Below are 20730 nucleotides of genomic sequence, written 5' to 3' on the forward strand. Positions count from 1 at the left end.
GGCGATCACGAGCGCTTTGAGAAGACCTACTTCAGCGACTACAAAAACTACTACTTTGCTGGCGACGGCTGCCGCCGTGATGCGGATGGCGACTACTGGATCACCGGCCGTGTCGACGATGTGATCAACGTGTCCGGTCACCGCATGGGCACCGCTGAGGTCGAAAGCGCACTGGTGGCGCATGCCGCTGTGGCGGAGGCCGCCGTGGTTGGCTACCCGCATGACATCAAAGGTCAGGGCATCTACTGCTATGTGACCTTGATGAACGATCAGGAGCCGTCTGACGAGCTCAAGAAAGAGCTGCGCACCTGGGTGCGCACCGAGATTGGCCCCATTGCCAGCCCGGATTTGATCCAATGGGCGCCTGGCCTGCCCAAAACCCGCTCCGGCAAAATCATGCGCCGCATCCTGCGCAAGATCGCCGAGAACGACTATGGCAGCCTGGGCGATACGTCGACTTTGGCGGATCCATCTGTGGTGGATGATCTGATCGAACACCGGATGAACAAGGGCTAAGCGCATGTTGGATACAGTGAAAACTAACGCGCCAGTCTTGATCCTGCTTGGTCCCCCCGGGGCCGGCAAAGGCACGCAGGCGCGGATGCTGGAAACCAAATTTGGTTTGGTTCAACTGTCGACTGGTGATCTGTTGCGGGCGGCTGTGGCCGCAGGCACCGAAGCCGGTTTGGCCGCGCGCGCGGTGATGGATGCTGGTGGTCTGGTCTCGGACGAGATTGTGATTGCCATTCTGCGCGATCGTTTGGCGGATGCGGATTGCGCCAAAGGCGTGATTCTGGACGGGTTCCCGCGTACCGGAGCTCAGGCGGAAGCGCTTGATGCGCTGTTGGCGGACAGTGGTCAGCGCATCAACGCCGCGATCAGCCTTGAGGTGGTTGACGATGCCATGGTGAGCCGGATTTCCGGCCGCTACACCTGTGGTGCTTGTGGCGAAGGCTATCACGACAGCTTCAAGAAACCTGCCAAAGACGGCGTGTGTGATCAGTGTGGAGGCGCTGACTTCAAACGTCGTGCGGATGACAATGCGGAAACCGTTGCAAGCCGTCTGGAGGCTTACCACGCCCAGACTGCGCCCCTGATTGCTTACTACGAGGGCAAAGGTGCGTTGAAGAAAGTGGATGCGATGGGCGCGATAGACGTCATCGCTAACGAACTGAGCGCGATCGTTTCTGAAACGACCGCATGAGGGAAAGCACGCGCGCGTCCCATTGGGGCGCGTGGGTGTGGAGGAAAGAACCGAGAGGGAGGAGACATATATGTCCGACAACTCATCCAACGACGCGTATTGGAAAGCCAATGTGCGCATCATTTTGATCAGCCTCGTGATTTGGGCGCTGGTCTCTTTTGGGTTTGGCATTCTGCTGCGCCCAATGCTTGCGGGGATCTCCGTAGGCGGGTCTGACCTGGGCTTCTGGTTTGCCCAGCAAGGATCGATCCTGGTCTTCCTGGCGCTGATTTTCAACTACGCCTGGCAGATGAACAAACTCGACATCGCCCACGGCGTTGACGAAGAATAATAAGGATCTGAGGGACAATGAGCCAATTCGCAATCAACCTGCTGTTTGTGGGCGCGTCATTTGCGCTTTACATCGGCATCGCGATCTGGGCCCGCGCCGGGTCCACGTCTGAATTCTACGCCGCGGGTCGCGGCGTTCACCCGGTCACCAATGGTATGGCGACAGCGGCGGACTGGATGTCCGCGGCCTCGTTTATCTCCATGGCTGGCCTCATCGCCTTTACCGGCTACGACAACTCTTCCTTCCTGATGGGCTGGACCGGTGGCTACGTGCTGCTGGCGCTACTGCTTGCGCCGTACCTGCGCAAGTTTGGCAAGTTCACCGTGTCGGAATTCATCGGCGATCGTTTTTACAGCCCAACCGCCCGTATTGTGGCTGTGGTCTGCTTGATCGTTGCCTCCACCACCTACGTGATCGGTCAGATGACCGGTGTGGGCGTGGCTTTTGGCCGCTTCCTTGAAGTCTCCAACACGGCTGGCCTGTTGATCGGTGCCTGTGTTGTGTTTGCTTATGCTGTGTTTGGCGGCATGAAAGGTGTGACCTACACTCAGGTGGCGCAGTACTGTGTTCTGATCACCGCCTACACAATTCCAGCGGTTTTCATCTCGCTGCAGTTGACCGGTACACCAATTCCGGCGCTGGGTCTGTTTGGTGATCACGTTGCTTCCGGTGAGCCTCTGTTGGCCAAACTGGATGCGGTAGTGACTGAGCTGGGCTTTAAAGAATACACCGCCCACCACGCCGACACACTGAACATGGTGCTCTTCACCCTGTCTCTGATGATCGGTACTGCTGGTCTGCCACACGTCATTATGCGCTTCTTCACTGTGCCTAAAGTTTCGGACGCCCGTTGGTCCGCAGGTTGGACACTGGTGTTTATTGCGCTGCTGTATCTGACGGCGCCTGCTGTTGGTGCGATGGCCCGTTTGAACATCTCCGAGCTGATGTGGCCAAATGGCGGCATCTCCGGTGAAGCTGTGACCACTGAGCAGATCGCAAACGATCCTGAGTATGACTGGATGGCCACATGGCAGAAAACCGGTCTTCTGGATTGGGAAGACAAAAACGGCGACGGCAAGATCCAGTTCTACAACGACAAGAACGAAGATCTTCAGGCAATGGCTGCGGAAAAAGGCTGGGAAGGCAACGAGCTGACCAAGTTTAACCGTGACATTCTGGTGCTGGCGAACCCTGAAATCGCAAACCTGCCTTCTTGGGTAATTGGTCTTGTGGCTGCAGGTGGTCTGGCGGCAGCACTGTCGACAGCTGCCGGTCTGCTGCTGGCGATCTCCTCGGCCGTGTCTCACGACCTGATCAAAGGCGCAATCAACCCGAGCATCTCTGAGAAGAACGAGCTTCTGTCTGCGCGTATTGCGATGGGTGTGGCGATTGCTGTGGCAACTTGGTTGGGTCTCAACCCTCCAGGATTTGCGGCACAAACCGTGGCCCTGGCCTTTGGTCTGGCAGCGGCGTCTATCTTCCCGGCGTTGATGATGGGGATCTTCTCCACCAAGATCAACAACACTGGCGCAGTTGCTGGCATGTTGGCAGGTCTGACCGTGACTTTGGTATACATCTTCCTGCACAAAGGCTGGCTGTTTATTCCGGGCACCAACTCCTTCACCGATGCTGACCCACTTCTGGGTACGATCAAATCGACCAGCTTCGGTGCCATTGGTGCAGCGGTTAACTTTGCAGTGGCCTACCTTGTGGCAGGCATGACCAAAGAAACACCAGCTGAGATCAAGGCGCTTGTTGAAAGCGTGCGCGTTCCCCGCGGCGCAGGTGCAGCTCAGGACCACTGAGCCCCTGTGTCCCCTGACGGCGGGTTGTCCCCCCAATCCGCCGTCATTTTAGTCCCGTTGCTTCCGATCCTGTCGGGGGCAACTTTTCTCTTCATATGCAATGCATTGCTCTTGAGAAAAACGCTGCGGCAGCGCGTCCGCTTGCCGTAAACGCCCGCCACATGACAAGGTGCCCCCATGTCACTTACTCATGATCAAATCACCCGTTTTTTGCGTTCTGTTCATCCCTATGATAGCCTGTCTGACGAAGCGTTGCAGGAACTGGGCGCGTCTTTTGAAGTTCAGGTTCTTGAAGACGATGCTCAGATCTATCGCCTCGGACAGAAACTTGATGGCCTGTATCTGATTTATAGCGGCACCGTTGAGGTGACTGATGAAAATGGCGCGGTGGTATCCCATTTGGGATTGCGCAATTCCTTTGGCGAAAGGGGGCTGCTGCGCGATGGCGTGGCGGTGACCAGTGCCCGTTGCGAAAGCGAAACCACCTTGTTGATGTTGCCGGTTGCGGCGTTCCAACAGGTGCGCTCCACCGAAGGTGCCGTGCAACGCTTCTTTGATCGGGCTGGGCCGGTGGGGCGCAAGGCGCCGACCAGTGACCTGGCAACAACAGAAGTGGCCACAATGATGGCCCGTGATCCAATCACCCTGACACAAGCAGACACAGTACGGGCTGCGGCGCAGAAGATGCGCGCCTCCGGGATTTCGTCGCTGTGCATCACCGAAGGCGAGGCGCTTGTTGGCATCATCACCACCGGTGATCTGGTGGGCAAAGTTCTGGCGGACGATCGCGCACCTGAGACTGCGTTGGCTGAGATCATGACCCATGCGCCACGCACATTGCCGTCCACTGCCATCGGCTCGGACGTGCTGCACATGATGATGGAACACGGCATTGGCCATATTCCGATTGTCGACAAAGACAAGTTGGTGGGCATTGTCACCCAGACCGATTTGACCCGCTTTCAGGCTGTCACCAGCGCCGAAATGGTGCGCGAGATCGCCCGTGCTAAGACCGCGGAAGAGATGGCCAAAGTCACAGCACGTATTCCGCAGCTCCTGGCGCAACTGGTGGGCACCGGGCATCGGCACGACATTGTAACCCGCTTGATCACTGATGTCGCAGATACCGCCACGCGGCGGTTGTTGGTCTTGGCGGAAGATCGCTTTGGTCCGCCACCTGTGCCCTATGTCTGGCTGGCCTGTGGCTCGCAGGGGCGGCAGGAGCAAACCGGCGTGAGTGATCAGGACAATTGCCTGATCCTTGATGATGCTGTGACCGACGAAATGCGGGATGGCTATTTTGCGGATCTGGCGCAGTTTGTTTGCGATGGGCTCAACACCTGCGGTTACGTTTATTGTCCGGGGGACATGATGGCGACCGCCGATCGATGGCGGCAACCCCTGCGCGTCTGGCGTGAGTACTTTGTCGGTTGGATCACAACGCCCAATCCCGAGGCGCAGATGCTGGCCAGCGTGATGTTTGATTTGCGACCCATTGGGGGCACGCTGGGTTGCTTTGCACGGTTGCAAAACGAGACCTTGGCCGCCGCATCCCATAACTCGATTTTTGTCGCTCACATGGCGGGTAATGCGTTGAAGCACCACCCACCGCTCGGAGTATTGCGTGGGTTGGCGACCATTCGCTCCGGCGAGCACAAGAACCAGATTGATATGAAGCACAACGGGGTTGTGCCGGTGGTCGATTTGGGGCGGTTGTGTGCCTTGCAGGGGCGGCTGACACCTGCGAATACAAGGGCGCGGTTGCGGGCGGCCAGTGATGGATCGGCGGGGATTTCAAGCGCGGGTGCGGCAGACTTGCTGAACGCCTATGACTTGATTGCGGAGATGCGGCTGGACCATCAGCTGCGCCAAATCCATGCAGGGCAAGCGCCGGACAACTATTTGTCGCCGGCAGATTTGTCGGACTTTGAACGCAGCCATCTGCGTGACGCTTTTGTGGTTGTGAAATCGCTTCAATCCGCGATTGGCCATGGGCGCGGCGCATTGAGCTAACGAAAGAAGAGGGGGGAGCGGGATGTTTCTGGAACTGATCGCGGTGATTTTTGCAGGCATGGCAGGCGGCGGTTTGATGGCCATCATCATCAAGTTTTCCGGTAGTCGGTTGCCCAAGTGGCTGACGCCTTTGGCCGCTGGCGGCGCCATGATTGCGGCCACAGTGAGTTCTGAATACAGCTGGTACACGCGCACGGCTGATACGTTGCCGGAGGGCTTCACCATTGTGGAAACGGTAGAAACCAACGCCTTTTATCGCCCTTGGACCTACGTTGTACCGTTGACAGAGCGCTTTGTGGCGCTGGATGGAGCTTCTGTTCAAACCAACGCGGCCCAGCCGGATTTGCGCTTGGCACAGGTGTATTTCTATGGCCGCTGGTCTCCGCTCAACCGCTTGAACGTGGCGGCGGATTGCAACGCGAGGCGGCGTGCAGCCCTGACCGATGGGATCAGCTTTGACGACGCTGGAGCCATTGAGGGGGCGCAGTGGGTAAACGTACCGGACGAAGACGCGCTGCTGGATGGCATATGTGAGGTGCAGTGATGGGTCGTCCGGTTTTGGCAGGGTTGTCCCTGCGGTTTCGGATTTTGTTGTTCTTTGCTTTGCTCGCGCTTGGCGGTCTGGCGGTGATGTTTGGTGCACTCTGGGTGGGCTATCGCAGCGCGCTCACGGACGGTGTTGCGAATGGTTTTGTGTTGGCCGGGATAATTGGTGGGTTTGGCTTTTTAGGTCTGGCCGTTGGTATCTGGTTTCTGTTTGACGAGAACGTGGCAAAGCCGATCCAGGCTTTGTCGACCACTTTGCGTGCAAGAGCGCATTCTGGTGTAAACGCTACGGTGGACACACATTCCGCCCGCTACTTGGGCGATTTGGCCCCTGCAGTTGAGGCGGTGTCGACACGGCTGAGCAACGCCACGATTGATATTGCCCAAACCGTTGCTCAGGAGACTGAGACACTGAGTTCGGATCGGGAGCAGCTAACCGCCTTGCTGACGGAGATCCCCGTGGCGATCCTGTTGGTCGGGCCAGATCATCGGATTGTACTGTACGACGGGCAGGCGGCGGGCACCTTGGCGCAGATTGCGCCGCCGCGCCTAAACGCTTCGATCTTTGACTATCTTTCCAAAGAACGCGTGCTGGATGCGCATGAAAAACTGCTGCGTGTTGGTACAGAGGTGGAATTTGAAGCGTTGTGTCCAGATGGGCGGGTGTCCTTTGATGCACGGCTAAAACCGCTCCGGGGCACGCACAGCTATATGATTTTGATCGATGACGCTCATGCGGAGATCGCACCAGACGCGGAACGCCCGCTGACGTTTGATTTCGAACTTCTGGGGGATCAACCCATTTCCGACCTTGCGGCGCGGCGCCTCGATCAAATCCCTTTTGTGGTGTTTGATTGTGAGACCACGGGGTTGCTGCCGCACAAAGACGAGTTGGTGCAGCTTGGCGCCGTACGGGTTCTGCGTGGTGAGATTGTACAAGGTGAGGCCATGGATCGGTTTATCCATCCTGGACGCCCCATTCCGCCAGCCTCCACCAAGGTGCATCACATCACCGATGCGATGGTGGCCTCTGCCCCGCCGCCAAAATCGGTGGTGGCGGAGTTTCATCACTTTGCTCGCGACGCGGTGATTGTGGCCCACAACGCGCCGTTTGATATGGCCTTTATGCATCGTCATGGCAACGAGATGGAGATCGACTGGCCGCAGCCCATTCTGGATACAGTGCTGCTGTCGGCTGTTCTTTTTGGCACCACGGAGAAGCACACGTTGGACGCGCTTTGTGAGCGCTTGGGGGTGGTGATCCCAGAGCATCTACGCCACACGGCGTTAGGGGATGCGCAGGCGACGGCTGAGGTTCTGTGTCACATGTTGCCGATGCTGGCAGCGCGGGGGCATACCACCCTTGGCGATGTGTTGGAGCAGACCCGCAAGCATGGCCGCTTGTTGGACGACATGAATTAAGGCGACTTGGCTTATCTCGGCAGGATCGGGACCATAGTGCCGGTCATCAGCGCGATCTGCGTGCGTTTGGAACGCACGAGGGCAAAGACTTCGGCCTGTACTATCACCAGCCGCTTGCCGGGCTTAATGACTTTGCCGACGGCTTCCAGGCGTTCGCCTTGAGCGGGGGCGAGCAGGTGAATTTTCATTTCACTGGTGAGAACTTCGGCTTCCAAAGGCATGACAGACAAAGCGGAATAGCCAGCGGCGCTGTCGCCGAGACCAAAGGTCAAAGCGGCGTGACCAAAGCCGTGTTGCTGCTGGCAGCTTTCCAGAACCGGGGCAGCTAAAGTGACGCTACCGTCGGACACATCGGCGACGGTTGCCCCCATGGTTTGCATCATGGATTGCTTGGCAAAGCTGGCGCGAATTTTGGCGTCGATTTCTGGTGACATGCTGCGTTGCTCCCACTTGGACTCTTGTATCCTGTAGGGGGCGGAGCGTGTCGGTCAATCAGTGACGTTGCGGATTTCTTTAGGTTTCCTAAAGAATTGGCCGGTGCGTTTAACGCGGCATGGGCAGTTGGCGTGGGGTTTGACCGGTGATGATCGCCATGGCCTCGGGGCGCATCAGCGCAGCCAAGGCAGTGTCGTCAGAGCGCAATCCGCCTGTGTAAGTGCCATACGCGGGCAAAATGACCCGGTCGCTGTCAAACAGGAAAGCGGGGCGCGAGATGCTGCGTAGGCGGGTTTTTACACGAATTTTGGGGTGGTAGTGGCCTGAGATTTCACCACTTTTCCCGTTCTGGGCGATATGGCGAAAGGTCAGAGGCGGCACAGGCAGTTCGGCCAGATGCGCGCCGCCGAGGTCAATTGGGCCAGGATCATGGTTGCCTTCGATCCAGACCCAACGGCGCCCTGCTTGCAGGCGGGCAATCCAAAGGCGATCTGCCTCGGATAAGGTCTTGGCAGCTTCGACGTCATCAAAGCTGTCGCCCAGGCAAATTACCGTTGCCGCATTGCTGGCCTGAAGGTCATTTTCCAATCTTATCAATGTGTCACGGGTCTCATATGGCGGCATCGCAGGGCCGCCACGGCGCAGGACACGCTCGGTTTTGCCAAGGTGTAGGTCCGACACGATCAACATGCGCTGATCCCCCCACCATAGGGCACCAGAGCCCAGAGCGATGAGGGTAGTCCCAGCCAGTGAAAAGGAAACTCCGTTCATGATATGTTCGTATATCGTGTCCCCAATTGGATCAAGGGGGTAGTTTCGCGCCTTGCATAATTCGAACATTTTTTCGGCTGCTTGCGCAGTTTTGTGCGTGCTGGACTACACAACTTAAACTTTTGAAAGCCCGCTGTCGTTCATCAGTGCCGTTGTCTCCTCCGCCAGCAGGCGCTCTTCCGCGCTGCCACTTTGAACCGGCACTTTGCCAACTTCTAACAACAACGGCGCGGCGAGTGGCGTGACATGCGGCGCGGCAACGTGGTCAATGCGATTCCCAACATTTTTAAACAACACTTCGATCCGCGAAAAATCCACCAGACCGCGCAACGCCTCTTCGCGGGTGATTTGCATCAAGACGTGATCAGGATCGTATTTGAGCAGGGTTTCGTAAAGAATGTCTGAACTGAACGTTGCCTGCCGACCGGACTTGCGCGCACTTGGGGTGTTGCGCTCGATCAGGCCGGCGATGGTGGCCGCGCCCCGGAAGGTTTTCTTCATCAGCGCATTGCCAGCGAGCCAACCGTCCAGACCGTCTTTCAGGGCTTTAAGATCAAACAGAGGGCGCGGATCGATCACTTCGTCCAGCCCCCAAATGAGCGTTGCGTAGTCTGACGAGACAAAGCCCATGGGCGCGAGGTCCATGTCTTCCATGCGTTTGGTCAGGAGCAGGCCCAGAGTTTGCTGCGCGTTGCGCCCGGCAAACCCATAAACACACATGTTTTGGCGGCCATCACGCTCGAAAGTTTCGACCAGAAGTCGCCCCGGCTCCGGCAAGCGTGATATGCTGCGTTGGAGGTGCAACCAGTCGGCGGTGTGCGCCGGTAGATCTGGCCAGTTATTGGCCTGCAGGTAACGTAGGGTGCGTTGGGAAAGCTGTGTAGAGGTTGAGAATTTGCTACCGGAGAACACGGCCACGCGTGGTTTACGGCTGGCGTTGCGGGAGACCTCTACGGTCATGTCACGCAGGCCTTCGTAGCGTACAATTTGACCGCCAATCAGAAAAGTGTCACCTGCTGATAGGGTCGCGGCAAAGGCTTCTTCGACTTCACCCAAAGGTTTGCCGCCGCGATTGCGCTTGAGCTGAACCTTGAGCGTGTCACTGTCCTGAATGGTGCCGGCGTTCATACGTAGGCGGGCGGCGGCGCGGGGATCTCGCAATTGCCATTGGCCGTCTGGGCGCTGTTGCAGTCGTTGCCAGCGGTCATAGGCTTTGAGGGCGTAGCCGCCGGTGGCGCAGAACTCCAGACAGGTGTCAAAGCCGTCGCGGGTGAGATCGGCAAAGGCGCCAGCGCTGGTCATTTCGGTATAGAGCGCGTCCGCGTCAAAGGGGCTGGAAGCGGCCCGCAACAGGATATGCTGGCACAGCACGTCGCGGGGGCCAGGGCCACGAGGATCGCCGTCGAGATCGCCTTCCTGAACAGCTTGCAGAGCGTTGATGCACTCGACAACTTCCCAGCGGTTGGCAGGCACCAACAGGGCTTTGGACGGGGCATTGTAGCGGTGGTTCGCGCGGCCAATGCGTTGCACGAGGCGTTTGACGTTTTTGGGGGCACCCACCTGGATGACAAGGTCGACGTCGCCCCAATCAATACCCAGGTCGAGACTTCCGGTGCAGACGATGGCGCGCAAGTCGCCACGCACCATGGCGGCCTCTACCTTCTCGCGCTGCTGGCGATCAAGGCTGCCGTGGTGGATACCGATTGGCAGGCTCTCGTCATTGGCAAGCCACAGATTGTGAAAGAAAATTTCCGCCTGCGCACGGGTGTTGTGGAAGATCAGCGTGGTCTTGTGCGCCTTGACTTGTGCAAGCACGGCGGGGATAGCGTAGGCCGCGCCGCCGCCGAGCCAGGGCGGGGCCTCCTTGGTTTCCAGCATGGCAATGTTCGGGGCGGGACCGGGATCTGCGTAGAGGATTTTGCACGGGTCCGGATTGCGCGCGAGCAGTTTGGCGATGTCTTCCGGGTGGTCCACCGTGGCGGAGAGGCCAACCCGTTTGAGATCGGGACAGAGCGATTGTAGCCGGGCGAGCGCGAGGAAAAGCTGATCGCCGCGTTTGCTTTCGGCCAGGGCGTGAATTTCATCAACAACCACACGTTTGAGGCCTTTGAAGATGCGGGGCGCATCTTCGTAAGAGGTTAAAAGGGCAAGGCTTTCCGGGGTTGTGAGGAGGATGTGCGGCGGGTCCACGCGCTGGCGTTTCTTCATGGTTTGCGAGGTGTCGCCGGTGCGGTCTTCGATGCGGATGTCGAGGCCGATCTCCTCCACCGGGGCGCGCAGATTACGTTTGATGTCGGCCGCCAGCGCTTTAAGCGGGGAAACGTAGAGCGTGTGCAGGCCGTCATGCGGCGTGGTGGCCAGATCCGCCAATGTGGGCAGGAACCCGGCGAGGGTTTTACCGCCGCCTGTGGGTGCGATCAGCAGGGTGCAGGGATCGTCGGCGCGGGCGAGCATGTCGCGCTGATGCGGGTGCGGCTGCCAGTTTCGGTTGGCAAACCACGCTTCGATATTGTCGGGTAAAGCCGTCGTCTCCGGCAAGGGTCAGGTCGCGTCGGGGGCGCAGAAAAGGTTATATAACAGGGAGATAACCTGTGAAGTGTTGTCATCCGCCAGACTGTAGTAGATGGTCTTTCCGTCGCGCCGTGTGGCGACAAGACCCTCTTCGCGCAGGCGTGCCAGCATCTGGCTGACGGCGGCTTGGCGCAGATCCAGAAGCGCTTCCAGTTCCGACACGGATTTTTCACCGGACCCTAAGTGGCACAAGATCATCAAACGGCCCGAATGCGCCAGCGTTTTAAGGTAAGCTGCTGCGGCTTCGGCGTTTTTCTCCATCTCGGAGGGCGGTGGCGGCGGGGTTTGGATATTCACGGTAATGGGCCCAGTTTCTCCTGACTGTGCCTCATATAGCATCGACCGCCGCGGTTTTCGAGATGTCTTACGATTTTAGTGGGGCACCGCCGGCAAAAGCGTTGCCGTTGACGTAGTCGCAGGGGGCGTCCTGCATTTGTAGATGTAGGCCGTTGCCGTCAAATTTATGTTTTCTGGCAAGGGTTTCGTTGACCTCAATGCCCAGTCCTGGGGCTGTTGGCGGGGTTACAAAACCGTTTTCAACCTTGATGGAGGATGTGATGAGCGCGTCGTGGAATTTGGTCTCGATGGTCTCGATCATCAGGAGGTTGGGAATGGAGGCGGCAAGGTGAATATTGGCGGCCCACTCAACGGGGCCGGCATAGAGGTGTGGGGCCATTTGGGCGTTGTAACACTCTGCAATTGATGCAACTTTTTTCATTTCCCAAATGCCGCCTGCACGTCCCAAAGCGGGTTGCAGGATCTCGGCGGCACCGGTGCGCAACACGGCGGCGAACTCGGATTTGGTGGTCATACGCTCGCCGGTAGCCACTGGAATCCTTACGTTTTTGGCCACACGCGCCATGTCTTCGATGTTGTCCGGCGGGGTGGGTTCTTCGAACCAGAGCGGGCTGAAAGGTTCCAAAGCTTGGCCCAACCGGATGGCGCCCGCCGTGCTAAATTGACCGTGGGTGCCGAAGAGTAAATCTGCTTTGTTTCCAACAGCTTCGCGTATGGCAGCGCAGAAGGCGACGGACATATCGATGTCGCTCATCGCAGGCATGTGGCCGCCGCGCATGGTGTAGGGGCCCGCGGGGTCGAATTTCACCGCTGTGTAGCCTTTGTCGACCATGGCCTGCGCGCTTTCGGCGGCCATTTCCGGTGAGGTCCAAAATTCGGAAATGTCATGGTGATCAAGAGGATAGAGGTATGTATAGGTGCGCAGGCGTTCGTTCATCAACCCGCCTAGGAGGGCATAGACGGGGCGGTCGCGGTCTTTGCCCAAGATGTCCCAGCAGGCGATTTCGAGACCGGAAAAAGCGCCCATAACCGTTAAGTCGGGGCGTTGCGTAAAGCCGGATGAGTAGGTGCGGCGGAACAAACGTTCAATGTTTTCAGGGTTTTCGCCCTCAAAATACCGTTCAAAAACGTCACGGATCACCGCTTCCATAGCCTCGGGGCCAACGGAGGAGGCGTAGCATTCGCCCCAACCCGTTATGCCGGTATCTGTTTGAAGTTTCACCAAAATCCAATAGCGCCCGCCCCAGCCAGGGGCGGGAGGCGCGGTGACGATGATATCCAGATCGGTGAGCTTCATCGGCTTAATCCTTACGACAGCGTACGATGAAGTAAGGGGCCCTTTTGACCACAAAATCAACGTCGGTATTTTGTCGGTATCGCGACTGTTTTGCGGTGGTGCGTATTTGTCCGTTGTGTTTGTTAACCTGAAGATGCGTTAAGATGTGCATCCACCACGCGCTGCACCATCGGGGCAAAATGCCAATAGTCCGGCGTGACCATGTCGGCGCGTTTTCCAGCCTCGTCGAGGTAACGAACCTGAATGATCTTCACCAAGTTGGGGTTGGCTTCAAAAGTGGTGACTTCGTCCTCAGACATTGGTCCGCCTTGTAACTCCAATGTGTGCACCGAGGCAGCGGAGAGGCGTTTGAAGTATTCCGGCTTGGTGGCACAGAGATAGCGTTTGGCGGCGACGTGGTAGAGCACACAATCGGTGACTACAGATGGGAAGAAGGGGGCAAGCACTTCGGCGCCCGCGTCTTCGTGGTGGCGGTCTTCGGTATCGTCGGGATGATAGGTGCCAAACTCGGAGGTGAAGTGACCTATGTCATGCAGGAGGGCGCTTACGATGACGTCTTCGGGCATGCCGTTTTGCTCGGCAATGGTGGCGCCTTGTAACATGTGTTCCGCCATGGTGACTGGCTCACCGAGGTATTCTTCGCCGCCGCGACGGTCAAAGATGTCTCCCAAGAAGGCGACGATGTTGTCCTGCGATAGGGTAGAGAAATCTGGCTTGCTCATGCCTTTGCCTCCAGCGCTGCGAGGGTGGAGAGCAACCCGTCTTTGTCCGCGTAGCAGCCTTGCAGCCAGCGTTTGCCTGCGCCGGAGTAACCTTTGCGGGCGTGCAACACGCGGGTGTTGTCCACAATGAAGGCCTCGCCAGGGGTAAGCTTGAAGCGAACTTCGGATGCTGGATCGTCGATGATGTCTGAAAGCTGACGCATGGCGGCATAGTACGCGGGCATTTTGTCAAATGGTACATCCACCGGTGCGGCGGCGGAGCGGGCGTTGAAGCGGATGTTTTGCAACGTGCCTTCGGGGGTGAGGCCAATCACCGGACGGCGGGAGGTGAGTTTCACACCAGCCTCACCTGCGTATTCAAAGCGCGCGGAACAGCTGTGCAGAAGTGCAAAACCTTCTGGGTAAATCTCGCGCAGCTTTTGCGCCGCTGCAAAGCCATCAACCACCATGTTGTCGCCACCTTCGGCGGAATTCTCAAGGCAGGACAGGACTTGCAGGGTTGGTACCGGATCGCGGTAGGGGTTGTCTGTGTGGGCTTGAAGCCCAAGGCCGGTGAAGGCGAGGTTGGTTGGGTTGACCTCTGTGCGGACCTCAAAATGACGGCCGTAGTTGGTCTCGCGCACAAAGCCGAAAAGGTCGACCACCTTGAACAGGGCGCCGGATTCCGTGGGCAGGCCGGTAACCTTGGCAAAGCCATAGCGGCGGATGGCGGCGAGCCATGTGCGTTTGGCCTCGGCGTTTGTGGCGAGGTCGGGGTAGTGGCCGGTGGGCACGGTGTCGTTGAGGGCTTCCCCCCAGGTTTCTGCATGTTCCGGCAGGTGGCCGGGCGTGGTGTCCTGTGGGCGGTCATAGGCGTTTGCGAGCAGCCACGCGATGGGGAAGGAAACCGATTTGTTGTCGTCTGTAAAAGAGATTTCAACGGCGCTCTCGGAGGCTTCTGCCGTGGCGAGCGCGCAGTTGTCTGGCAGGTCGGCCAGAGTGATCAGCCGCTGGCCGTTGCCGGGATCGCGGGTGTCCGCATCCAGCGCGTTGTGGCGCAGCCAGACGCCATGGAAGCGGTGGCTGCCGGAGCTGGTTGTGAGCGTGAGGACCTGATTGTCGGGGGAGAGTTGCACCTGGGTCATGCGATGTCCTTGGGTTGGGCGAGGGCAATGATATCTTGTCGACAAACTGGGCATGCGCAGACATAAACTCAAATTATCCTTTTTCATCCTGAGAGGCTGTTTCACTTATGGACAAGGCTGGGTTTGATCATCTGCCATTGGAGTGGGTACGGGCGTTTGAGGCGGCGGCGCGGTTGGGCAGTTTCACGGCGGCGGCGCAGGAAACCGGATTGACGCAATCGGCGATCAGCCAGCGGATTGGCAATTTAGAGGCACGGTTGGGGACGCAGCTGTTTGTGCGGCAGGCGCGACGGATCACCCTGACGGTGGATGGCGAGGCTTGGCTGCCGCATGTGCAGGCGGCGTTGGTGGGGTTGCGGGACAGCACAGAGGCGTTGTTTGGCGTGTCGCGCAATCGGTTGACGATTTCGGCAAGCGCGTCGGTGAATGAGCTGTGGCTGGTGCCGCGCTTGGGGCAATTGGCGGAGGTCAGCGGGGCGCAGATCACGCTGAGCACGATGGTGGTGGCCTCCGGTGATGCCAAAGACGATGCGGCGGTGCGCATACGCTATGGCAGTGGGGATTGGCCGGTGGCCTATGCGGCGCCGCTCTATGAAGAGCGGTTGAGCCCGGTTGCGGCTCCGGCGTTGCTGGCCCAAGGCGAATGGCAGGCCTTGCCGCGTCTATCAGTGTCCGGTCCACGCCCAAGCTGGCGGCGGTGGTGTGCGGAGACAGATACGCCAACGACCCCCGTGGCGCATTTGAGGTTTGACAGTTTTTGCGCCGGGCTGGTGGCGGCGCGGGCCGGGCAAGGGGTGCTGCTGGCGTCTTTGCCCTTGGTGCAGGCGGAAATGGACGCGGGACGGTTGGTGCGGGTCATAGACAAAGTGCTGCGCCACCATGAGACCTATTGGTTGCTTGGTACCAAAGAGCGGCTGTCGCGGCGGCAGTGGCGGCAGTTGTCGGGCTGTTTGGTGGACGGCGCGGCGTAGTTAGGTCCCGATGGATTCGGCGAAGGCTTCGAGCTCGCGCTCGATTTCGCTGATCGCGGCTTGGGTGCTGAAGAAATAGAGGTCCGGGGCGTCGACGTCATCCATGAAGGCTTCGATTTCCATTTGGATCGGTTGGTCGTCGATCGCACCGGTGACGCGCCAGCGACGGGTGTCCTCAACCGCCATGCAGGCGAGGTTGCGACGGACCTCTTGGGCGAGGTCTGCCGGAAAATCCAGCCGCGGATTGTTGGCCAGTTGGGTGAAAAATGGCGCGACCTCGTCGGACGCGAAGTTCATCGAGGTCTGGGATGTCATTGGCGGCAGGGGCTTTGGTGCTGCTGGTTTGAAAAGGTCTTTCATGAGCTGGAACATTGCGCGCCTTTCGACATGTGTGATGGTTCAGCCGTCAAATACAATCACATTGCGCTTTGCGCTACCGGTTTTGGTGTCGGCGATGGCCTCGTTGATCTGATCCAGCGTCCAGCGGCCGGAGATCAGCTCGTCGAGTTTCAGGCGGCCTTGCTCATAGAGGTCGACCATCCATGGGATGTCGCGCTTGATCACCACGTCGCCCATTTTGGAGCCCTGCATGCCCTGGCCGATGGCGGCGAGGATCACAGGCTCGTAGGTGGATTTTGCGCCGGAATGCGGCATGCCAACCATGATGACCTTGCCGCCGGGCGCGAGATAGCGGGGCGCATCGTCATAGGCGAGGATGGCGCCAACGGTCACGATCACCGCGTCGGCCCCGCGACCCATGGCGCGCATGGCTTTGATGAAGGGCTTTTTATCGGTGGCGAGCACGCCGTCGGTGGCGCCGAATTCCTTGGCGATGGCCAGTTTCTCTTCGCTCATGTCGACAGCGACGATGCGGCGGGCGCCGGCGATACGCGCGCCTTGGATGGCGTTGAGGCCAACCCCGCCAGCGCCGATGACCACCACGTCCTGACCAGCGCGGATTTGGGCAGCGTTGACCACCGCGCCAACGCCGGTGATGACGCCGCAGGCGATCAGGCTGGCGGCTTCCATCGGGATGTCTTCAGAGATTTTCACCACTTGGGATTGGTCCACCACGACCTTTTCAGCAAACGCGCCGCAGGCCATGGCTTGGTGCAGCTTGCCGCCGTCCACAGTGGTCAGCGGGCCTTTGTCGCCATCATAGGGCGTGGAACAGATCACCGGCTTGCCGGAGGAGCAGGTGGGGCAGGTGCCACAGGCGCGGATCAGGGTCACAATCACCGGGTCGCCTTCCGCGAGGCCGGTCACGCCGTCGCCAACAGAAGTGATGTGTCCGGCGGCTTCGTGTCCGTAGACCGCAGGCAGGCTGCCGCCCCAGGCACCGTCGGCAAAGGAGATGTCAGAATGGCAGATGGCGACGGCGGAGAGTTTGACCTCGATTTCGCCCATTTGCGGCGCACGCAGGGTGACGTCCTCAACAACAAGGGGCTGGCCAAACTCATGGCAGACGGCGGCTTTGATGGTGCTCATGGGCTAGTCCCTTGTGTTTGATGTCACATCCAGTTTGGTCCAGCTTAGGCACGCACTGGTGGTACAATCCAGACAAAGGGTGTCGTTTTTTGCCTAAGTGGCGCGACGTGACTTTGCAAAAACCACAATTGCGATCATCAAGAGGGCGGCGGCGAGCACAAAGGGGGCGCCGGGCAGATAGAGCACGGCGTGTTTGTCGGAAAAATAGGCAAAGGTCTGTGTCATCACCAAAGGCGCGGCGATGTGGGCCAGAGAGGTGAGCGAGGCGGAGATGCCTTGCAATTCGCCCTGCGCGTCATCGGAGACGCGCCGGGACATGATGCTTTGCAAGGCAGGCAGGCCCACAGAGGAAAGCGCGGCCACGGGAATGCCGATGAACAAGAGGATGCCGTTGGAGATCACTGCGAGATAGATCAGGGCGACTACTTCCAGTCCAAGGCCGATCACAACAGTACGACGGTTGCCAAACCATTTGGTGAACGGGCCAATCAGGGTCGCTTGTACAATGGCAAAGCAGAGACCATAGGCGGTGAGGCTGAGGCCAATCATGGCTTCTTCCCAGCCAAAACGCTCGATGATGAAGTAGGGCCAGATGGCCGGATAGACCGCGGCGGCGATCTGATAAAAGAAGAACACAATCAAAAGGTTGGTCATGGATGGCAGTTTGCCAAGCGCTTGCAGCGCGCCCAGTGGATTGGAGCGACGCCATTCAAAGGCGCGGCGGTTGGCGTCTGTCACGGTTTCCTTGAGCACCATCCAGCCCAACAGCGCGTTGCCTCCGGCCAAAGCAGCGGCGGCCCAGAATGGCGCACGGGTGCCAAATTGCCCCATGAAGCCGCCCAGGGCGGGGCCAAAGACAAAGCCCACGCCCATGGCGGCACCGATCATGCCGAAGGCTTTTGCCTTTTCCTTGGCATCCGACATGTCCGCCATATAGGCCATGGCGGTGGCGTAGGTGGCCGCAGTGATCCCGGCCACAATGCGGCCAATCACCAAAATCCAGATGTTGTGGGCCATGGCCATAATCACATAGTCCGCCGACATCACGGCCAACGACACCAGCAGCACGGGACGGCGTCCAAAACGATCTGACAGATTGCCAAGAAGCGGGCCGCAGAGGAACTGCATGAAGGCAAAGACAGTGGACAGAATACCGCCCCAGACAGCCGCTGCGCCAAGGTCGCCGCCGGTCACCTCTTGTATGAGGTCGGGCATCACCGGGATGATTAGGCCAATGCCCATGGCATCAATCATCACCGTGGCCAGAATCACAAATATTGGCAGACGGTTGCGCATCATAATCGCTTAAACTCTATGGTTGTATCAGGGCAGGAAAACGCGGGTCGGTCAACTGATTACTAAGGTGGTGGGCCACATTCTGATGGCGGCATATGGCACAGCCGTACGGACAGAGCGAAAATTGGCGTGCCCCCCAAAGGGGCGCAAGCCTTCCGTTACGGCAAAAGTCGCTTAGACAGCGGAGGCCATGTTCAACAAGGACAGGCTGCTAAGCGCGATTTGTGACAGATAAAGGGCTTCGCTGGCAGCATCTGATGTTTCTTGAAACAGCGCATTGAGCCCCAGTAGCTGGCCGCGCAGGGCGGCGTTGGTTGGCGAGGCCGGAGCGGTGTTTGCAGCCGTGTCGCCGGCTTGGGTCAGCCAGTTGGCAATGGAGCGGATGGGGGCGCGGGCGTCTTGGGGTGCGCCAAGTTTGAGTGCCTCGCCGATCGCTGTGCCGGTGTCCGGTGCGTCGGTGAAAGCCACCCGCAAAAAGGTGTCGCGGATCATCGGCAGATCAGCCAGCAAGGTGGCACGGCTGTCGCTGTCAGGCAGGGCTTTCAGCGCGGTTTCTGTCAGCGTCAGCAGTTGACGCAGGCGCAGCATGAGCGCTGTGTCGGAAACATCTTGCGGATCGGTGTTATGCAGCAGGTGCTGGCTGTGTTCCGGCGCTTCCATGGCTTTGTCAAAAGCCGCCACCAAAGCGGGTACGTAGGTGCCATCCCGGGCAACGCCATTGGCCAGTCCCGCAGGGTCGATCTGCACCTCCATAGCGCTGCGATGGATAAAAAAGGCGCTGTCTTCGGGGATGTCACCCCGGGTGCCTTGGACCTTGGCCAATGTGCCCAGCACCAGCAAGGCGGCGCGGATTTCGGCGCTGTGGGTGAACAGGCGGCCTGCTTCGCCCACCGGGTAAAGCTTGGTAAACATCGGGCTGTCAAAAACGGAGGCGGTCATTTGGTCAGTCTTTCAGGATGTGATCGATCAGGGCGGCGAGGCCTTCTGGATCGGCAAAGAAGGGAGAGTGACTGGTGGGCATCTCATAAACGTCTGCGGCGGGCCAGTCCTTGGTCATGGTGACTTGAAACTCCGGTGGGATGGCCTGGTCATTCATGCAGCGAATATAGCTGCGCGGGGTTTGGCGGTGGCCGTCACCCAGAGTGATTTTGGTCTGTTGGGCGGCAATGGATTGCGGTGACAGATGGGCTAGGGCGTAGTCTTCGGTGCCGGGTGGGCAATCGTGGTACAGAGCGTCGCGGACCTTGGTGGGGTCGAAGGTGTAGCTTTGCCCGTCTTCGTGGCGATGGATGGCCTGCATCAGCGGTTGGCGTGGCGCGGCAATACGCATGTCGATGGTGGAGTGGTTGTCCCACGGGGTATAGGCGCAAAGGTAGATTAGGCGGGCGATGCGGCCGGGGGCCAGGTCCGCGGTGCGGGTGATCGGGAAGCCGCCCCAGCTGTGGCCCAGAACCACGGTGTTCTCGCCGAGCGCGTCGATGACAGATTGCGCGCAGCTGTCCAGGGTGACGTCGGCCACCGGTGTTGTGTCTTCGCCGTGCGACGGCATGTCGATGGCGCGGGCGCTGTGGCCTAAGGCTTCGAGGGCCGGGATCAGATCGCGATAGCACCATGCGCCGTGGCAGGAGCCGTGCACGAGTAGGATATCAGACATGGCCGGTTTCTTTCATGAAGTCAGTGAGGAGTGCGGCGTATTCGGCGGGTTTCTCGACGCAAGGCAGGTGGCCGGTGCGACGCAACAGTTCCAGACGTGCGCCGGGGATCAGCTCCACAGTTTCGCGCACCAGATCAGGCGGCGTGGCGCCGTCCTCGGAGCCGGCAATGCCCAATGTGGGCAGGCGCAGGCCTGAGGTGGGCGTGTAGAAATCGGTCCCTTGGATAGCGGCGCAGCAGCCTGCGTAGCCTTCGGGTGGGGTCGCTTCCAGCATGGCTTTCCAGTGGGTCAGCTCCGGGCGGGTTTGGAAATCACGGGAGAACCAGCGCAGCATGATGTCGTCCGACATGGCGGGCAGGCCTTTGGTCCGCACCGCGTCGATCCGCTCTTCCCACATCTTGGGAGAGCCGATTTTGGCGGCGGTGTTGGACAGCACCATGGCGCGCACCAGATCGAGGCGTTTCACGGCGAGGCCTTGCGCGACCATGCCGCCAATCGACAAGCCGACCACCAACGCGTCTTTGACATTGAGATGCTCCAGCAGGGCCTCGGCATCTTTCACCAATGTGCCCATTGAGTAGGGGGCGGGTGGCACGTCACTTTCGCCATGGCCGCGCATGTCATAGCGGATGATGCGCAACCCGTCTGGCAAGTACGCCAGGATCGGGTCCCAGAGGTGCAGTGTGGTGCCGAGCGAGTTGATGAACAGCGCCGGTGCGCCGTCAGGGTCGCCCTCGTCGCGGTAGTGGGTGTCGATTTGGTTGAGCGTCGCGGTTGGCATGG

20 protein-coding genes and 1 pseudogene are annotated in these 20730 nt (G+C 59.2%); 8 read left to right on the forward strand and 13 right to left on the reverse strand.

What is annotated here, in order from left to right:
* From Q0955_RS00005 to Q0955_RS00035, 7 genes and pseudogenes are all read left to right on the forward strand, one after another.
* Positions 1 to 516 (forward strand): annotated as a pseudogene (locus Q0955_RS00005) (acetyl-coenzyme A synthetase); the annotation flags it as partial.
* Between the two features lie 4 nt (positions 517 to 520).
* Complete coding sequence (locus Q0955_RS00010) at positions 521 to 1204, forward strand: adenylate kinase (RefSeq protein ID WP_299418484.1); 684 nt, start codon at positions 521 to 523, stop codon at positions 1202 to 1204.
* Positions 1205 to 1274: 70 nt separating this feature from the next.
* A complete protein-coding gene (locus tag Q0955_RS00015; protein WP_168591549.1) occupies positions 1275 to 1535 on the forward strand; it encodes a DUF4212 domain-containing protein in 261 nt (86 codons plus the stop codon).
* Positions 1536 to 1552: 17 nt separating this feature from the next.
* The gene (locus tag Q0955_RS00020; protein WP_299418487.1) at positions 1553 to 3340 is read left to right on the forward strand and encodes a sodium:solute symporter family protein; all 1788 of its coding nucleotides are present in this window, start codon (positions 1553 to 1555) and stop codon (positions 3338 to 3340) included.
* Positions 3341 to 3517: 177 nt separating this feature from the next.
* Positions 3518 to 5353 (forward strand): DUF294 nucleotidyltransferase-like domain-containing protein, encoded by a 1836-nt coding sequence (locus Q0955_RS00025; RefSeq protein ID WP_299418489.1) that lies wholly within the window; start codon positions 3518 to 3520, stop codon positions 5351 to 5353.
* 22 nt (positions 5354 to 5375) lie between these two features.
* Positions 5376 to 5897 carry a hypothetical protein gene (locus tag Q0955_RS00030; protein ID WP_299418491.1) on the forward strand — a complete coding sequence of 174 codons (522 nt, stop codon included), beginning with the start codon at positions 5376 to 5378 and terminating at the stop codon, positions 5895 to 5897.
* Positions 5897 to 7321, forward strand: coding sequence for a 3'-5' exonuclease (locus Q0955_RS00035; RefSeq protein WP_299418493.1), 1425 nt, complete (start codon positions 5897 to 5899; stop codon positions 7319 to 7321). Before Q0955_RS00030 ends, Q0955_RS00035 begins: the two co-directional genes overlap by 1 nt.
* A gap of 11 nt (positions 7322 to 7332) precedes the next feature.
* Here the strand turns inward: Q0955_RS00035 and Q0955_RS00040 are convergent, their stop codons facing one another.
* From Q0955_RS00040 to Q0955_RS00070, 7 genes are all read right to left on the reverse strand, one after another.
* Complete coding sequence (locus tag Q0955_RS00040; protein WP_299418495.1) at positions 7333 to 7755, reverse strand: PaaI family thioesterase; 423 nt, start codon at positions 7753 to 7755, stop codon at positions 7333 to 7335.
* A 109-nt stretch (positions 7756 to 7864) separates the two neighbouring features.
* Entirely contained in the window at positions 7865 to 8527 is a 663-nt protein-coding gene (gene pdeM / locus Q0955_RS00045) for a ligase-associated DNA damage response endonuclease PdeM (RefSeq protein ID WP_299418497.1), read from the reverse strand.
* Between the two features lie 114 nt (positions 8528 to 8641).
* Positions 8642 to 11065, reverse strand: a complete 2424-nt coding sequence (locus tag Q0955_RS00050; protein WP_299418499.1) for a ligase-associated DNA damage response DEXH box helicase — start codon at positions 11063 to 11065, stop codon at positions 8642 to 8644.
* Positions 11066 to 11068: 3 nt separating this feature from the next.
* Positions 11069 to 11359 carry a metalloregulator ArsR/SmtB family transcription factor gene (locus Q0955_RS00055; RefSeq protein WP_299420973.1) on the reverse strand — a complete coding sequence of 97 codons (291 nt, stop codon included), beginning with the start codon at positions 11357 to 11359 and terminating at the stop codon, positions 11069 to 11071.
* Between the two features lie 103 nt (positions 11360 to 11462).
* Complete coding sequence (locus Q0955_RS00060) at positions 11463 to 12692, reverse strand: mandelate racemase/muconate lactonizing enzyme family protein (RefSeq protein WP_299418501.1); 1230 nt, start codon at positions 12690 to 12692, stop codon at positions 11463 to 11465.
* 122 nt (positions 12693 to 12814) lie between these two features.
* A complete protein-coding gene (locus Q0955_RS00065) occupies positions 12815 to 13414 on the reverse strand; it encodes an HD domain-containing protein (RefSeq protein ID WP_299418503.1) in 600 nt (199 codons plus the stop codon).
* The gene (locus Q0955_RS00070) at positions 13411 to 14538 is read right to left on the reverse strand and encodes a TauD/TfdA family dioxygenase (protein ID WP_299418505.1); all 1128 of its coding nucleotides are present in this window, start codon (positions 14536 to 14538) and stop codon (positions 13411 to 13413) included. The genes Q0955_RS00065 and Q0955_RS00070 overlap by 4 nt, the downstream gene beginning before the upstream one ends.
* 107 nt (positions 14539 to 14645) lie before the next feature.
* On the opposite strand from Q0955_RS00070, the gene Q0955_RS00075 reads away from it, so the two are divergent.
* Positions 14646 to 15509, forward strand: a complete 864-nt coding sequence (locus Q0955_RS00075) for a LysR family transcriptional regulator (RefSeq protein WP_299418507.1) — start codon at positions 14646 to 14648, stop codon at positions 15507 to 15509.
* Here Q0955_RS00075 and Q0955_RS00080 read toward each other — a convergent pair whose 3' ends face one another.
* From Q0955_RS00080 to pcaD, 6 genes are all read right to left on the reverse strand, one after another.
* Complete coding sequence (locus Q0955_RS00080; RefSeq protein WP_299418509.1) at positions 15510 to 15869, reverse strand: hypothetical protein; 360 nt, start codon at positions 15867 to 15869, stop codon at positions 15510 to 15512.
* Between the two features lie 39 nt (positions 15870 to 15908).
* On the reverse strand, positions 15909 to 16997 hold the full coding sequence (locus Q0955_RS00085; protein WP_299418511.1) for a Zn-dependent alcohol dehydrogenase: 1089 nt from the start codon (positions 16995 to 16997) through the stop codon (positions 15909 to 15911).
* A 93-nt stretch (positions 16998 to 17090) separates the two neighbouring features.
* Positions 17091 to 18296, reverse strand: coding sequence for a TCR/Tet family MFS transporter (locus Q0955_RS00090; protein ID WP_366140639.1), 1206 nt, complete (start codon positions 18294 to 18296; stop codon positions 17091 to 17093).
* Positions 18297 to 18467: 171 nt separating this feature from the next.
* A complete protein-coding gene (locus Q0955_RS00095) occupies positions 18468 to 19232 on the reverse strand; it encodes a hypothetical protein (RefSeq protein ID WP_299418513.1) in 765 nt (254 codons plus the stop codon).
* Positions 19233 to 19236: 4 nt separating this feature from the next.
* A complete protein-coding gene (locus tag Q0955_RS00100) occupies positions 19237 to 19947 on the reverse strand; it encodes an alpha/beta fold hydrolase (RefSeq protein ID WP_299418515.1) in 711 nt (236 codons plus the stop codon).
* Positions 19940 to 20728, reverse strand: a complete 789-nt coding sequence (gene pcaD / locus Q0955_RS00105; RefSeq protein ID WP_299418517.1) for a 3-oxoadipate enol-lactonase — start codon at positions 20726 to 20728, stop codon at positions 19940 to 19942. Before pcaD ends, Q0955_RS00100 begins: the two co-directional genes overlap by 8 nt.
* Positions 20729 to 20730 lie beyond the last annotated feature (2 nt).

Source organism: uncultured Shimia sp., assembly GCF_947493595.1.
Taxonomy (GTDB): Bacteria; Pseudomonadota; Alphaproteobacteria; order Rhodobacterales; family Rhodobacteraceae; genus Shimia.